This window comes from Streptomyces rectiviolaceus (assembly GCF_039533825.1).
Lineage (GTDB): Bacteria > Actinomycetota > Actinomycetes > Streptomycetales > Streptomycetaceae > Streptomyces > Streptomyces rectiviolaceus.
Genome location: NZ_BAAAUG010000141.1, coordinates 28,736 through 44,095 on the forward strand (window position 1 = coordinate 28,736; position 15,360 = coordinate 44,095).

At 70.0% G+C, this 15,360-nt stretch carries 15 protein-coding genes; 9 read left to right on the forward strand and 6 right to left on the reverse strand.

From position 1 onward, the window contains the following. Positions 1-87: 87 nt before the first annotated feature. Together ABD378_RS33070 and miaB are read right to left on the reverse strand one after the other, a co-directional pair. Entirely contained in the window at positions 88-372 is a 285-nt protein-coding gene (locus ABD378_RS33070) for a hypothetical protein (protein ID WP_344526999.1), read from the reverse strand. Positions 373-440: 68 nt separating this feature from the next. Next, on the reverse strand, positions 441-1,958 hold the full coding sequence (gene miaB / locus ABD378_RS33075; RefSeq protein WP_344527001.1) for a tRNA (N6-isopentenyl adenosine(37)-C2)-methylthiotransferase MiaB: 1,518 nt from the start codon (positions 1,956-1,958) through the stop codon (positions 441-443). 86 nt (positions 1,959-2,044) lie between these two features. Between miaB and ABD378_RS33080 the strand changes: the two genes are divergently transcribed. Further along, the gene (locus ABD378_RS33080) at positions 2,045-3,040 is read left to right on the forward strand and encodes a TAXI family TRAP transporter solute-binding subunit (protein WP_344527003.1); all 996 of its coding nucleotides are present in this window, start codon (positions 2,045-2,047) and stop codon (positions 3,038-3,040) included. A gap of 3 nt (positions 3,041-3,043) precedes the next feature. Here ABD378_RS33080 and ABD378_RS33085 read toward each other — a convergent pair whose 3' ends face one another. Further along, positions 3,044-4,459 carry a sensor histidine kinase gene (locus ABD378_RS33085; protein ID WP_344527005.1) on the reverse strand — a complete coding sequence of 472 codons (1,416 nt, stop codon included), beginning with the start codon at positions 4,457-4,459 and terminating at the stop codon, positions 3,044-3,046. A gap of 16 nt (positions 4,460-4,475) precedes the next feature. Continuing rightward, positions 4,476-5,165 carry a response regulator transcription factor gene (locus ABD378_RS33090; protein ID WP_344527007.1) on the reverse strand — a complete coding sequence of 230 codons (690 nt, stop codon included), beginning with the start codon at positions 5,163-5,165 and terminating at the stop codon, positions 4,476-4,478. Between the two features lie 287 nt (positions 5,166-5,452). Here ABD378_RS33090 and ABD378_RS33095 point away from each other — a divergent pair, with 287 nt between their 5' ends. From ABD378_RS33095 to ABD378_RS33130, 8 genes are all read left to right on the forward strand, one after another. Continuing rightward, a complete protein-coding gene (locus tag ABD378_RS33095) occupies positions 5,453-6,232 on the forward strand; it encodes an amino acid ABC transporter ATP-binding protein (protein WP_344527009.1) in 780 nt (259 codons plus the stop codon). Between the two features lie 46 nt (positions 6,233-6,278). Further along, positions 6,279-7,199 (forward strand): glutamate ABC transporter substrate-binding protein, encoded by a 921-nt coding sequence (locus ABD378_RS33100; protein WP_344527011.1) that lies wholly within the window; start codon positions 6,279-6,281, stop codon positions 7,197-7,199. Between the two features lie 168 nt (positions 7,200-7,367). Further along, positions 7,368-8,015 (forward strand): amino acid ABC transporter permease, encoded by a 648-nt coding sequence (locus ABD378_RS33105; protein ID WP_344527013.1) that lies wholly within the window; start codon positions 7,368-7,370, stop codon positions 8,013-8,015. Further along, positions 8,012-8,959 carry an amino acid ABC transporter permease gene (locus tag ABD378_RS33110; protein ID WP_344527015.1) on the forward strand — a complete coding sequence of 316 codons (948 nt, stop codon included), beginning with the start codon at positions 8,012-8,014 and terminating at the stop codon, positions 8,957-8,959. Before ABD378_RS33105 ends, ABD378_RS33110 begins: the two co-directional genes overlap by 4 nt. A 261-nt stretch (positions 8,960-9,220) precedes the next feature. Next, on the forward strand, positions 9,221-10,864 hold the full coding sequence (locus tag ABD378_RS33115; protein ID WP_344527017.1) for an FAD-dependent monooxygenase: 1,644 nt from the start codon (positions 9,221-9,223) through the stop codon (positions 10,862-10,864). 58 nt (positions 10,865-10,922) lie between these two features. Next, complete coding sequence (locus tag ABD378_RS33120) at positions 10,923-10,994, forward strand: putative leader peptide (protein WP_309544753.1); 72 nt, start codon at positions 10,923-10,925, stop codon at positions 10,992-10,994. Positions 10,995-11,067: 73 nt separating this feature from the next. Continuing rightward, positions 11,068-11,622, forward strand: a complete 555-nt coding sequence (locus ABD378_RS33125) for a cupin domain-containing protein (protein WP_344527019.1) — start codon at positions 11,068-11,070, stop codon at positions 11,620-11,622. Continuing rightward, positions 11,613-12,035 (forward strand): rhodanese-like domain-containing protein, encoded by a 423-nt coding sequence (locus tag ABD378_RS33130; protein ID WP_425583912.1) that lies wholly within the window; start codon positions 11,613-11,615, stop codon positions 12,033-12,035. The genes ABD378_RS33125 and ABD378_RS33130 overlap by 10 nt, the downstream gene beginning before the upstream one ends. 83 nt (positions 12,036-12,118) lie before the next feature. On the opposite strand, the gene ABD378_RS33135 is transcribed toward ABD378_RS33130, so the two are convergent. Both ABD378_RS33135 and ABD378_RS33140 read right to left on the reverse strand, forming a co-directional pair. Continuing rightward, positions 12,119-14,662, reverse strand: a complete 2,544-nt coding sequence (locus ABD378_RS33135; protein ID WP_344527023.1) for an FtsX-like permease family protein — start codon at positions 14,660-14,662, stop codon at positions 12,119-12,121. After that, complete coding sequence (locus ABD378_RS33140) at positions 14,659-15,357, reverse strand: ArsR/SmtB family transcription factor (protein WP_344527025.1); 699 nt, start codon at positions 15,355-15,357, stop codon at positions 14,659-14,661. Before ABD378_RS33140 ends, ABD378_RS33135 begins: the two co-directional genes overlap by 4 nt. Positions 15,358-15,360: the final 3 nt, after the last annotated feature.

Below are 15,360 nucleotides of genomic sequence, written 5' to 3' on the forward strand. Positions count from 1 at the left end.
CAGCGCCTGCGGCGACCACGGGGACGAGCAGGGGCGGGCAGGGGCAGACGGCTGCGGCGACAAGCATGATCCGCAGCGTAACGCGCGCTAGTAGGTGATCGGGCCCGAGTCCCACTCCAGCTCGGAGATCGAGAAGCGGTACGGGAAGGAGCCCCCGGACGAACCGTCGCCGATCACCATCCAGCCGTCGGCCGTGCGGTAGCGCCGCATCCGTACGGGATAGCGCGGGTGCTTGGGGCGGTACAGGCGGACGAACTCCGCGAACCGCTCCACCGCCTCATCGTGCGTGCCGTCCACCGTGGCCATCAGCTCGAACAGATGCCAGGCCCCCGGCCCTGGAGGGTTCTCCATCATCAGCGCCCAGCGCGCCATCGGCCCATCCCCCGATCCACCGATCCCCCGTTGTCCGGCTGCTCGCCGTGGTCCGCCGCTCGCCCCGGTCAGTCGATCGCGCAGCCGCCGGTGGCCACCGGCAGCGGCTCGGGGGCGCCCACCTGCGGCAGCCCGAGCATCACACCGGCGGGCTTGGCCGCCGCCTCGGTGTTGCGCTTCTCCCAGGCGTCGCCCGCGCGCGTGCGACGCACGTTCAGGACGGGGCCCTCGGCGAGCAGGTGGTGCGGCGCGGCGTACGTGATCTCCACCGTCACGACGTCACCGGGACGGACCTCGGTCTCCGGCTTCGTGAAGTGGACCAGGCGGCTGTCGGGGGCGCGTCCGGAGAGGCGGTGCGTGGCGCCGTCCTTGCGGCCCTCGCCCTCGGCGACCATCAGCTCAAGGGTCCTGCCGACCTGCTTCTTGTTCTCGCCCCAGGAGATCTCCTCCTGGAGGGCGACCAGGCGCTCGTAACGCGACTGCACGACCTCCTTGGGGATCTGCCCCTCCATGGTCGCCGCGGGCGTACCGGGGCGCTTGGAGTACTGGAAGGTGAAGGCGTTGGCGAAGCGGGCCTCACGGACCACGTGCATCGTCTGCTCGAAGTCCTCCTCGGTCTCCCCGGGGAAGCCGATGATGATGTCGGTGGAGATCGCCGCGTCGGGCATGGCGGCGCGGACCTTCTCGATGATGCCGAGGAAGCGGTCCTGGCGGTACGAGCGGCGCATCGCCTTGAGGACCGGGTCCGAGCCGGACTGGAGCGGCATGTGCAGCTGCGGCATCACGTTCGGGGTCTCGGCCATGGCGGCGATCACGTCGTCAGTGAAGTCGCGCGGGTGCGGGGACGTGAAGCGCACGCGCTCCAGGCCCTCGATCTTCCCGCAGGCCCGAAGGAGCTTGCTGAAGGCCTCGCGGTCACCGATGTCCGAGCCGTACGCGTTCACGTTCTGGCCGAGCAGAGTGATCTCGGAGACGCCCTCGGCGACGAGCGCCTCGATCTCGGCGAGGATGTCGCCGGTCCTGCGGTCCTTCTCCTTGCCGCGCAGGGCGGGCACGATGCAGAACGTGCAGGTGTTGTTGCAGCCCACGGAGATGGAGACCCACGCCGCGTACGCGCTCTCGCGGCGCGTGGGCAGCGTCGAGGGGAACGCCTCGAGGGACTCGGCGATCTCGACCTGGGCCTCTTCCTGGACGCGGGCGCGCTCCAGGAGCACCGGCAGCTTGCCGATGTTGTGCGTCCCGAAGACGACGTCGACCCAGGGGGCCTTCTTGACGATGGTGTCGCGGTCCTTCTGGGCCAGGCAGCCGCCGACGGCGATCTGCATGCCGGGCCGCTTGGTCTTCATCGGCGCCAGGCGGCCGAGGTTGCCGTACAGACGGTTGTCGGCGTTCTCCCGCACGGCGCACGTGTTGAAGACGACCACGTCGGCGTCGCCGTCCGAGCCCTCGGGCGCGCGTTCGTAGCCGGCACCCTCAAGCAGACCGGAGAGGCGCTCCGAATCGTGGACGTTCATCTGGCACCCGTAAGTGCGTACCTCGTACGTTCCTTTGACGCCCACTGCCTGTCCCCGGTCTCCGCTGCTCATGTGACAAGGGTAGGCGGTCGGGGAAGTGTCCTTGCCGGGAGCTCAGCCCTGGCCATCACAGCGAGTGGCCTGGCAGGATCGCGCGCATGCTCAAGGCACTCCCCCATATCAGCAGGCGCCGCGCACTCCAGGGTGCGGCGGCCGCCCTCGTGGTCTTCGGGCTACTGATGTGGTGGCTCGTCCCGGTGGGCGACGACTCTCCGGGGGGCCGGATCACGTTCAGTACGGGCGTGAAGAACGCGGTGTACGAGCGGTACGGCAAGCTCCTGCGGACCGCGGTCTCCCATGACATGCCCAAGGTCGACGTCGAGCTGCTCAACAGCGAAGGGTCGCAGCAGAACGTCGAGCGGGTGGCCACGGGGAAGGCCGATTTCACCATCGCGGCGGCCGACGCCGTCGAGAAGTACCGCCTGGAGGGGCGTACGGGCGCCGAGCGGCTACGGGGCTGCGCGCGGCTGTACGACGACTACGTACAGCTCGTCGTCCGGCGCTCGTCGGACATCGAGAAGGCGCAGGACCTGCGCGGCAAGAAGGTGGCCGTGGGACAGCCGCGCTCGGGCGTGCGGCTGATAGCGGACCGGGTCCTCAAGGCCGCCGGTCTCGATCCCCAGAAGGACCTCACGTCGGTGGACGCCGGCATCGACAAGGCGCCGGATCTTCTTAAGAAGAAAGACATCGACGCCTTCTTCTGGTCGGGCGGCCTGCCGACCCTCACCGTCGCCGAGCTCTCCAAGGAGTTCGACATCCGGCTCGTCCCGCTCGGCACCCTCGTGGAGGCGCTGCACGAGCAGGGCGGGGCCTCCCGCTACTACCGGGCAGCGGTGATGCCCGCCGACGCCTATCCCGCCGCCCAGCAGAACGACTCCGTGCCGACCCTGGCCGTGGCGAACCTCCTGGTCACCACGGACCGCGCGGACCCGAAGCTGACCGAGGGGCTGACCCGCACGGTGATCGACAGCCGCGACCACATCGGTGACGAGGTGCACGCGGCCCAGCTGGTGGACCTGCGCACAGCCCTCTACACGGACCCGCTCACCCTGCACAAGGGTGCACGCCGCTACTACCAGTCGGTCAAGCCGTAGCCGTCAGGCCGGGTGCCCGGGCTCGCCGCGCGGGACGCTGACGGTCACCCTCAGCCCGTGCGGCTCACGCCGTTCGTACGCGATGGAGCCGCCGCCCGCGGTGAGCAGGGCCCGCGAGATGGACAGGCCGAGGCCAGAGCCCTTCACGTTCTGGTGGCGGTTGCTGCGCCAGAAGCGGTCGCCGATGCGGGCGAGTTCGTCCTCCGTGAGGCCGGGGCCGCCGTCCGTGACCGCCACGGTCGTCAGCTCACCGCTCCAGGAGACCTCCACCCGCACCTCCTCGCCCTCGGGCGTGAACTTGAGGGCGTTGTCGATCACCGCGTCCAGGGCGCTGGACAGCGCGACCGGGTCGGCCCAGCCGGTGGTCGCCGGGCAGGCGCCCGTCAGCCGCACCCCGCGCTCCTCGGCGAGCGGCCGCCAGGCACCGACCCGTTCGGCCGCGAGCTCACCGATGTCGGTGACCTGCAGATCGGCCGCGGCGTGCTCGGCAAGCGCGAGGCCGAGGAGGTCGTCGAGGACCTGGGCAAGGCGCTTGCCCTCGGTGCGCACGGAGGCGATCTCCTCGTTCCCCTCGGGCAGTTCGAGGGCGAGCAGCTCGATGCGCAGGAGCAGGGCGGAGAGCGGGTTGCGCAGCTGGTGCGAGGCGTCGGCGACGAAGGCCCGCTGCTGCTCGAGCACGTCCTCGACGTTGTCGGCCATCTCGTTGAAGGACCGGGCGAGACGTCTGAGTTCCGGCGGCCCGCCCGCGGCCGCCACCCGCGACTTCAGGCGCCCGGTCGCGATGTCGTGCGTGGTCGCGTCCAGGACCCGTACCGGGCGCAGCACCCAGCCGGTGAGGCGCAGCGCGGCACCGACGGCGAGGAGCATCGCCGCCGACTCACCGGCGCCGATGAGGAGCCATCCCTGCAGCGTCTGGGAACGCATGCGGCCCGTGGGCGACTCGGTGACGACGACAGCGATGACGTCCCCGTCCCTGATCACGGGAGAGGCGACGACGAGCCGGCCGCGCTGCCAGGGCCACACCTGCCGCGGATCGTGGCTTCCACGGGACCTGAGGGCCTCCTCGAAGGCCTCCCGCACCTCGGCGCCACGGGGAGGCAGGTACCAGCTCCCGGGCGAGTGAGCCATGGGTGCACGGTCCCTGAAGAAGACGCCCGCCTTGATCCCGTAGACCTCGTGGTAGTAGTCGAGTTCGGTCTGGAGGGTTTCGCGCCGTTCGTCCTTGTCCCGGAGCCGCGAACCCGACGGGCGTTTCGTGACGAACTGCGCGAGCGCCGCGAACCGCGCGGTGTCGTCGATCCGGTCGATGACCACCTTCTGCTGCTGCGCCGCAGCCACGCTCACCGCGAGCGGGAAGCCGAGCGCGAGCAGCACACCCGCCATGAGGACGATGAGCAGCGGGAGGAGGCGAGAGCGCACCTGACCTCGCTACTCGCTACGCGGCCGGGGCGACGAGCCGGTAGCCCACGCCTCGTACGGTCTCGATCAGGGCCGGCATGTGCAACTTGGAGCGCAGGGAAGCGACATGCACCTCAAGAGTGCGTCCCGTCCCCTCCCAGCTGGTACGCCACACCTCGCTGATGATCTGCTCCCGGCGGAACACCACGCCGGGCCGCTGCGCGAGGAGTGCGAGCAAGTCGAACTCCTTGCGGGTCAGTTGGACGGTCGAACCGTCCACACTGACCTGGCGGGTGGGCAGTTCGATGCGTACGGAACCCAGGCGCAGCTCGCTGTCCGCGGGCCCCGCCGCGGCGCCGGACGGGGGTCGCCGGATGACCGCGTGGATGCGGGCGATCAGCTCCCCGGTGTCGTACGGCTTCACTACGTAGTCATCGGCCCCGAGGTTCAGGCCATGGATCCGCGAGCGCACGTCGGCACGCGCCGTCACCATGATCACGGGGATCGACCCGCGTTTGCGGATCTTTCCGCACACTTCGTAGCCGTCCTGATCGGGCAGTCCCAGATCCAGGAGCACGACTCCGAAGGGTGCCGTCTTGCCGGGCAGCAGGGCCTGCAGCGCTTCCTCGCCACTGCGGGCGTGCACGACGTCGAAGCCGTGCCTGGCCAGGACCGCGGACAGGGCGGCGGCCACGTGATCGTCGTCCTCGACGAGGAGCAGTCTCATACGGGCCCCCTCCGGTTCATCGGTCGTTCCGTTCGCGCTCGCCGATGGCCGGTAGGCGCGCGTACACAGGCACCAAGGCATCCACGCCGATAGGTAAGGACCGCGTCAAGAGGGTTCGGGTCACGGACACGTTCCGTTATGCACCCGGTACGCGGCGGGGCGTCCCCTTCACGCGGTGTGTCCGGTTGCGGCCGGATCGTTATGCTCAATTTCCCCTCAGATGTAATGACGCTGGTCGCACCGGGTTATTACTGTCCTCCCAACCGAGGAGGATGGAGCAACAAGCCGTGACCGAAGTATCGGTGACCAAGGACGCCATACCGCCCGGGGCGGACGACCTGGTCGTGCTGAAGAACGTCAACAAGCACTTCGGCGCTCTGCACGTCCTCCAGGACATCGACCTGACCATCACCCGCGGTGAGGTCGTCGTCGTGATCGGCCCCTCCGGGTCGGGCAAGTCGACACTGTGCCGCGCCATCAACCGTCTGGAGACGGTCGAGTCGGGAGACATCTCGATCGACGGCAAGCCGCTGCCCCAGGAGGGCAAGGAGCTCGCCCGTCTCCGCGCGGACGTGGGCATGGTCTTCCAGTCCTTCAACCTTTTCGCGCACAAGACCGTGCTCGAGAACGTGATGCTGGGCCAGATCAAGGTGCGCAAGACGTCCAAGGCGGAAGCAGAGACAAAGGCGCGCGGTCTCCTGGACCGCGTGGGTGTCGCCTCGCAGGCCGACAAGTACCCCGCGCAGCTCTCCGGCGGCCAGCAGCAGCGCGTCGCGATCGCCCGCGCGTTGGCGATGGACCCCAAGGTGATGCTCTTCGACGAGCCCACGTCGGCGCTCGACCCGGAGATGATCAACGAGGTCCTGGAGGTCATGCAGCAACTCGCGCGTGACGGCATGACCATGGTCGTCGTCACCCACGAGATGGGCTTCGCCCGGTCCGCGGCCAACCGCGTCGTCTTCATGGCGGACGGCCGGATCGTCGAAGAGGCCGTGCCGGACCAGTTCTTCAGCAACCCGCGCAGCGACCGGGCCAAGGACTTCCTGTCGAAGATCCTTAAACACTGAGGCTCCCACGTCGTCTCAACGCCAGCCGAAACAAAGGATGTTCACCATGAAGCTCCGCAAGTCCGCCGCCACAGCAGCGGCCATCGCCGCGCTCTCCCTGGCTGCCACCGCCTGCGGCGGCAAGGAGGGCTCCGCCGGCGACAAGCCTGAGGGCCCGGACACCTCCGGCGCCAAGGCGCTCAGCTACGAGGTCAAGAAGGACGCCTCGGTCGACTCTTCGGTCTTCAAGGCGGCCAAGAAGCGCGGCAAGCTCGTCATCGGTGCCAAGGCCGACCAGCCGTACCTGGGCTTCCAGGACCAGTCGACCAAGGAGTACTCCGGCTTCGACATCGAGATCGCCAAGATGATCGCGGCTGATCTCGGCTTCTCGCCGAAGCAGATCGAGTGGAAGACGGTCGACTCCGGTGCCCGTGAGACCGCGGTCTCCAAGGGCGACGTCGACCTGATGATCGGCACGTACACGATGAACGACGAGCGCAAGAAGCAGATCGCCTTCGCCGGGCCGTACTTCCACGCCGGTGCCTCCCTCCTGGTCCGCAAGGACGAGAAGGACGTCAAGGGCCCGGAGACGGTCCGTGACAAGAAGGTCTGTTCCATCGTCGGTTCCACGCCGCTGCAGAACATCAAGAAGCCGAAGTACGGCGCCAACGTCACCGAGCTCTCCAAGTACTCGGAGTGCGTCGCCCAGCTCCTGAACAACCAGGTCGACGCCGTCACCACGGACGACGCGATCCTGATGGGCTACGCCGCGCAGAACAAGGGCAAGCTCAAGGTCGTCGGCAAGCCGTTCTCGGACGAGCCGTACGGCGTCGGCCTCAAGAAGGGCGACGCGGCCCTGCAGACGGCCGTCGCGGACGCCATCAAGGCCCACCAGGAGAGCGGCGACTACAAGAAGGCCTACGACGCCACCCTCGGCAAGTCCGGCTCGGAGTACAAGGCCCCGCCGGCCTTCACCGACCCGAAGTAGTCCGGCACGCCCCGCTCCGTCCGCACTCAGCCGCGGTACGGAGCGGGACGTTCGCTGCGCGCATCGCTGCCGGACCTGTCGCGAAACCCTGCCACCGCCCCCGGCCATGACGGCCGGGGCCCGTCGCGATCACCTGCGACCCGTCGCGAAAGACCTCGCGGAGAATTCATGGACGTACTACTCGACAACCTGTCGCTTTTCCGCGAAGGGTTTTTCGGGACTCTGAAGCTGACCGCATCCAGCGCGCTCGTGGCTGTGGTCGTCGGGGTCATCATCGCCGGGTTCCGGGTATCCCCCGTACCGCCGCTGCGAATATTCGGAACCCTCTGGGTCACGCTGCTGCGGAACACCCCGCTCACCCTGCTTTTCCTCGTGGCGTTCTTCGTCGTCCCCAAGGTGCTCTACCCCGACCTGGACTCCTTCCTTCTCGCCACGCTCGCCTGCGGGTTCTACACCTCCGCGTTCGTGACCGAGGCGGTCCGCTCGGGCATCAACACCGTGCCGCTCGGACAGGCCGAGGCGGCCCGGGCGATCGGGCTCACCTTCTCCCAGACGATGCGGCTCATCGTGCTGCCCCAGGCCACGCGCACCGTGGTGCCGCCGCTCTCCAGCATCTTCATCGCCCTGACGAAGAACACCGCCATCGCGGGTGCCTTCGACAACGTCGAGCTGTTCAACGTCTCCAAGACGCTGAGCAATGAGGGCTACGACATCGTGATGATCTTCGTCTGGATCACCCTCGCGTACCTGGTCATCACGTACGCCATCAACGGCCTCTTCCGGCTGCTCGAGCACCGCCTGGAGGTCGCCCGATGAGTGCCAACGTTCTCTTCGACGCACCCGGCCCCAAGGCCCGTGTCCGCAACATCATCTACAGCGTCATCGGCACCGCGGCTCTTCTGGGCGGCATCCTCTGGGTCATTCTGCGGCTGAACGAGAAGGGCGAGTTCGACGGCGCCCTGTGGGACATCTTCAACTACACCGGAATTCAGCAGAACGTTCTGGACGGCCTCGTCGCCACGTTGAAGGTGTTCGCCCTCGCGGGCATCTTCTCGCTGGTGTTCGCCGTGGTGCTCTGTGTGGCACGGCTCTCCGAGCACAAGCCGGTGCGCTGGGTCGCCGTCGCCTTCATCGACCTCTTCCGGTCCATTCCGCTCCTCATCACCATCTTCGCGTTCTGGGTCGGCCTTGTCGGCAGCATGACCCCGTTCTGGGCGCTGGTGATCGGCCTGACCATCTACAACGGATGCGTCCAGGCCGAGGTGCTCCGCGCGGGCATCAACGCGGTGCCCAAGGGGCAGAAGGAGGCCGCCTACGCCCTGGGCCTGCGCAAGACCCAGGTCATGGCCTCGGTGCTCTTCCCACAGGCGGTCCGATCGATGCTGCCGACCATCATCAGCCAGCTGGTGGTGACGCTGAAGGACACCTCGCTCGGATTCTTCGTCCTCTACCCCGAGCTGCTCCATTCGGCCCGCCTGATCGCCAACAACACACCGGTCAACGGCGTTTACCCGTTCGTCCAGACGGTCACCGTGTTCGGTGTCATCTACATCGCGCTCTGCATGATCCTCTCCTCGCTGGCCACCTGGATCGAGAAGCGCGGACGTCGCGCCAAGACCGGCATCGCCGTCGCCGCGGCCGCCGAACCGGCCGAGGCACCCGGTGTGCTCGATCCCTCCGCTCCTCTGGGACCCACCGCCGGGGCCACCGGGGCAACGGACGAGCAGCCGGGCGACAGCCCCACGGAGAAGAAGAACTGACGCGACCTCAGCGTCGGGGCCCACCCGCCTGAGAGCTCGTCCGTCAGGGCCCGCCGAGGACACTCGGCGGGCCCTGACGCGTCTCCTGCCTCCCGTTCCCCACGAACGGCCCCCGAGGGGGCTGTGCCACCGTGCGTCCAGCTTGACGGGTCGGCACGCAGTCTGTTGCATACGTTCTGTGATCGTGCACCGGGCTCCAACTGCCAGTTCCTGTACGTACGTCCAGCGCTCCCGGGCCCTTGCGGCGGGAGGGTGCGCACCGTGGACCCGGTGATCGTCGTCGGCGCGGGCCCCGTGGGGCTCACGCTCGCCCTGGCTCTCGCGCGTCACTCCGTACCCACCGTCGTACTCGATGAAGGGCCCGGCAAGGACGAGCAGCGGGCCGCGCGGACCGTCATCCTGCGGGATGACACCGCGGCCCTCATGGAGCGGCTCACCGGTCACTCGTTCGGTGACCAGGAGTCCGGCGCGCGGTGGGGAGGCTGGCGGTCCCTGCGGCGCAAGCAGCTCATGCGGGAGCTCACGTTCAGTGATGAGGTGCCCGCCCCGCTGCATGTGGCCCAGCATGTGCTGACCGGCGCCCTGCGCGCGGCCATCGCCGACGAGCGTCTCGTCAAGGTGGCGGTGGAGAGCAAGCTCGACTCCCTGGAGCAGGACGCGGGCGGGCTGACCGCCCACACGCGCGGTCCCAAGGACACCTGGTGGCGCGGCAGTTATCTGGTGGGCTGCGACGGGCCGCGGTCGACGGTGCGCAAGCTCCTCGACATCCGCTTCCCGGGGCGTACGGCCGTCGAGCGACACGCCGTGGCCGCGCTGCGCACGGAACTTCCCGGGCCGGGCGAGGCGTTGTTGCATCGGATGCCTCCGTGGCGCCACGGAGGCGCCGAGGTGACGGGCCGTCCGCTCGCCGGCGGGGTGTGGCGGATCGACTGGCTGCTGCCGCCACGCGGCGAGCTCGTGACGCCCGACGCCCTCGTGGTGCGCATCCGCGAGACCCTCGCGGGCTGGTGCGGGGGCTCCACACCGCCGTACGAACTGCTCGACACGGGCGTGCACACCGTCCACCACCGCCTGGCCCGCAGGTGGCGGGTCGGCCGCGCCTTCCTCGCCGGCGACGCCGCGCATCTGCTCGGCGCGCTCGGCACACAGGGGCTCGACGAAGGGCTGCGCGACGCGGACAACCTCGCCTGGAAGCTGGCGCTGGCCTGGCACCACGGCGCGCGGGACGCCCTGCTCGACAGCTACCAGGCCGAGCGGCGGGCCGGTGTCGCCGCCCGCCTGCGCGCCGCCGACCAGTCGCTGCCGATACTGCGGGGCGGCGCAGGCCTGCGTTCGTACGTGCCGGGGTCGGCGCGCGGGCACGACACGCTCCTCACCGACGGCCATGTGGGCCGCGGGCCCCTCGGCGCGCCCGGATCGTACGCGGAGTCACCGCTCGCGCCCGCGCCCTCCGAGTCCGAGGTGGCGGTGGCCACGGAGCCGGGGGCTCCGGTCGCCGATGTGCCGGTGACGGCGCCCGACGGCTCCTTCGTGCGGCTGCGGGACCGGCTCGGAGTGGGGCAGCTGCTCGTGGTGCTTGTCGCGCCCGGCACGGTCGTGTGGGAGCGGCGGCACTGGGTGAAGGCCGGGATCATGCCCCGGCTCGCCGCCGCCGTCACAGCGCTGCCGCACCCGGCGGAACTGCTCGTCGCGGAGAGTTACCCAGGGGCCGCCGCGCACTCGGTGCTGCTCATCCGCCCCGATGGCCACTTGGTCACCGCGCTCGGCGGGGTGCGCCCCGCCGAGCTGTATACGGCGGCCGAAGCGGCCGTCGGCGGGGCTGCGCCGAAGCGGCGCGCGGAGAGTCCGGGCACGACGGAGAAGGCGGAGAGTACGGCCGCCGGGAGCGGGCCGACCACACAGTGAGCACGGGTTGACCGGCACGCAGCGTCATGGTCTACTCCGAAACGTGACCGACACCGATGTGCGCCTGTGGCGGAGGGTCCATATGGACCTCGTCCGCTATGCGGGCTGCGTGTGTCGTCCGTCCTGCTGAATTCGCCCTCTTCTCCTCTGCGCGCTGACCTCTTCTTCGGCGCGCGCTTCCGCGAACTTCCAGGACGGCAACCGTGTCTCCCTCTGTCTCCACCTCCCCTTCCGTCTCCACCACGCATGCCTCCACGGCGGCCTCCGCGCCCACCGCCGCCGAGCTGCTCGATTTCGTACGTCGCAGCGCCGCCGACCCTGAGCTCATCGCCTCGCTTCCGCTCGACCCCGAGGGGCGCACGTGGGTGCGCCTCGAAGGGCCCGGTGGCAGCGAGGCCTGGCTGATCGGCTGGCCGCCGGGCACCGGCACGGGCTGGCACGACCACGCGGAGTCGGTCGGTGCCTTCCTCACCGCCGCTGGCACCCTCAAGGAGAACTCGCTCGCCGCGCGGCTGCCCACCGACGGCTGGAAGACCCTGGAGCTGTCCGAAGGGGTGGACCGTGAACGGGAGTTGGCGGCCGGCAAGGGCAGGGCCTTCGGCCAGAACCACGTGCATGAAGTTCTGAACGAGTCCACGGGCGAGCACGCCGTATCCGTGCACGCCTACTATCCGCCGCTGCCGCGCATCCGCCGCTACAGCCGTACGGGCGCGGTCCTGCGCCTGGAGTCCGTGGAGCGCCCGGAGGACTGGCAGTGAGCGAGCAGCGCGCGGACGTACGTCCCGTAGGCATCGACGAGTTGCTGGAGCGTGTACGGCTCGACCTCGAACGGGTCACTCCGGAGGAGGCACGCGACACCGCTGCCGCGGGGGGACTTCTGGTCGACATCCGGTACGCCGCCCTGCGCGAACGGGACGGTCTGATCCCCGGCGCGCTCGTCGTCGAGCGCAATGAGCTGGAATGGCGCCTGGACCCGCAGGGCAGCCACCGCGCCCCGGAGGCCGTCAGCCATGACCTGCGGGTCGTCGTGATCTGCAACGAGGGTTACGCGTCGAGCCTGGCGGCCGTCTCCTTGCGGCAGTTGGGGCTGCGGCACGCGACCGACCTCATCGGCGGATTCCAGGCGTGGAAGGCCGCCGGGCTTCCTGTCGCGGGACAGGCACCCGGATGAGCGCACGCGCGTGGGCGCCCCTTATCCGGATCCGGCAGGCCCGGTGAGTCCGGTAAGGGGCGCCCACTATTGCGTACTGCCGCTTACTCCTTGGCTGTTGCCACCGTGACGGGGCGCGGCTTGAGGGCGGCGCGGCCCGGGAGAGCGGTCGCGGTGAGGGCGAGCAGAGCCGCGACGGCCACCACGGAGACGTACACCAAGGGTGTGACCGAGGGCGCGGCGCTGCCGGTCATGCCGACGCTGAAGGCGGTCAGGACGGCGAGCGCGATACCGCTGCCGAGGGCCGTGCCGATGAGCAGGACGCACAGTGCCTCGGTGCGCAGCATGCCCAGGACCTGGCGGCGGCTCGCGCCCGCCAGACGCAGCATCGCGAACTCACGGATGCGCTCGGAGACCGACATCGCGAGAGTGTTGACGACGGCGATCGCGGTGAAGGCCAGAATGAGGCCCATGGCCAGGTAGTTCACCTCGGCGTTCGCCTGCTGGCGCTCGGCCTGCAGGCTGTCGGCGGCAGCCGGGGCGAGAACCCGCACGCCCGGGAACTTCCCCACGCCTGCCGAGAGTTGTTCCTGTGTACGGTCGCTCTTGATCAGGACCGTGGCGGCGAGCGGGTTGTCGACGTGGCGGGCGACCAGGTCGTGCGCCATGGTCAGGTCTCCGAACCCGAGCCCGCGCGCGTACACGGCGCTGACCTTGAGCGCGGTCTTCGTGCCGTCGCCGAGCGTGAGCTTCAGAGTGCTGCCGGGCTTCAAGTCGAGCTGGTCGGCCGCCAGTTCGCTGACGGCGACGTTTCCCTTGCCGAAGCCCTTCAGGGATCCGGCGGTGACGTCCGGGTCCCAGGTGCGGGTGAGCCCGGCCGTGCTGACGCCCTGCGCCGGGTACTTGTCGAGTCCGACGCGCACGGTGGTGCGGACGACCTCGGTGGCGGCCTCGACGCCTTCGGTCGTACGCAGCTCCTGCGCGGCCTCGGCCGGGACGCCGGACCCCTGGGCCGCCAGGACCCAGTCGGCGCGGATGCCCTCGCGGGCCTGTGCGCGGGCCGCGTCGCCGAGGGTGGGCTGGACGAAGAGGACGGTGCAGGTCATGCCGGTGAGGAGGGCGAGCGGGGTGACGGCCGCCGCCATCCGGGCGGCGTTGCCGCGGAGGTTGGCGTGCGCGAGGCGGCCGACGGGGCCGGAGAGCCGGAGTGGGCCGCGGAGCACGGCGGCCGCCGCCCTGACCACGAGCGGGCCGAGGAGCGCGATGGCGGAGGACAGGACCACAACGGTCAGGAACGTCACCGGAGTCGACGCCGGCTCGGTGCGCAGCACGCTGAGCACGGCGACAAGGACGGCGCCTCCGGCGAGGAGGACGAGACCCGCGACGATGCGGCTCCACGGCGGCCGGGTGCGTTCGACGCGCGCTTCGGCGAGGGCATCGCGCAGGCGGATACGGGCGATGCGGCGGGCCGAGAGGCGGGCGGCGGCCCAGGCTCCGAGCAGCGTCGCGGCCACCGCGGCGAAGAGCGGGAAGACGCTCACGGTCCGCTCCAAGGTGGCGGGGACGGCGCCCATGTCCACGAACTTGCCGTGCAGCCAGCCGCCGAGCGGGATTCCGGCGAGCGAGCCGAAGACGCCCGCCGCCGCGCCGACGATCAGGGCCTCGCGGCCGAGGAGTCCCCGGATCTGCTTCGGGGTGGCGGCGATGGCGCGGAGCAGGGCGAGTTCGCGGTGGCGCTGCTGCACGGAGAGGGCGAAGGTGCCGACGACCACGAGGATGGCGACGAGGAGGGAGGTGCCGCCCATCGCGCCGCCCATGCTGACCAGCTTGATGCGGGCGCCCGCCGCGTCGAGGAACTCCACGGGTCCACGGTCGTCGCCGGTGCTGACCTGCGCCTTCGTACCGGCGATGGCGTCTGCGACCGCCTTCTTGAGGTCATCCGTCCCGGTGCCCTTGGCCGGCACGACGCCGAGGGTGGTGATCTGGCCGGGGTGGGCGGCGAGCCGCTCGGCCTCTCCGGCGGAGAAGAAGAGGGACGTCTGGTGGGCGAGGGGGCCTTCGGCGGGGGCCGCGACACCGGTGATGCGGTAGGAGCGCGGGGCCTGGGTCGACTGGACGGTGAGGCGGTCGCCGGTCTTGAGGCGGGCGCTCTCGGCGAGGCCGCGGTCGATGACGAGGTCATCGGCGGCGCGTGGGGCCTTGCCCTCGACGAGGCGGAAGGGCGTCAGCGCGGCCGACTCCCAGGCGTGGCCGTACGCGGGCTTGTCGGTGAGGTCACCGGCCGCGGGCGTCAACGGCTCCGCGAGGAAAGTGAGTTCAGGGACGACCTTCCCTACACCCGGCACGCCCTTGAGCTTGTGCGCCATGTCGTCCGACAGCCAGGCCCGCTCGGCGATCGGCTTGGCCTTGTGCTTGACCTTGGTCTTGCCCTTCTTGTGCTTGACGGTGGTCTGGTGGACGTTCTGGTCGGCGGAGACGACCACGGGGGCCGCGGCGTAGCGCTCGGTCTGAATGGTGCCGCGCAGTCCGGTCTCCAGGAGAGTGCCGCAGGCCGTGATGAGAGCGGCGGCGCACATCAATGCCAGGAAGGCGCCGATGAATCCGCCCTTGCGGTCTCGGACTGTCTGCAGTGCGTAGCGCAGCATCATGATGTCGCCTCGGGCTCAGAGGAGTGGGAGGGAGAAGGAGCGCGGGAGGGCTCGGGCGCGTCGGTCGGCGCAGGCACAGGTGCAGACGTCGGCGCAGGCGCAGGCGTCGGCGCCGGGAAGGCCAGGAGGCGCGTGAGCACGGTGCGAGCGTCGGCCGGCGTCTCGGCGTCGGGGCGCTTGTAACGGTTGAGCAGGGCGATGTACTCCTCGAAGAACTCGCGGAGTTCGGGGAGCGTCAGCCGGATCGTGCCGCGCGAGTACGGAAACGCGTCGGCCCACTCACCGAGTTCGGCAACGGCGTCGCCGGCGTCTCGCTGCAGCTGCTCGAAGAGCTCTAGGTCGGCGGCGTACGAGAGATGGTTCAACTCGTCCATGACGAGCCGCGTCCGGGCGTTCTGCTTGCTGCGCGGCGGGAAGCGCCGGTCGCCGGGGATCGCGCGCCACCAGCGTTCACGGCCGTGACCCGTACCCGCGGTCTCCTCCACGAAGCCGTAGCGGGCGAGCTCACGCAGGTGGTAGCTGGTGGCCCCGGTGTTGAGGCCGAGCGCCCTGGCGAGCGTCGCGGAGGTCGCCGGACCGTGCACGGTGAGGTGCTGCAGCATCTGCTGGCGCCGGGGCTGTGCGAGCGCCTTGAGGACGCGGAGGTCGCTCAGCTCCTCGGGGGCGCCATCGGTCGTGCCGGGTTCCTTTGCCATGCG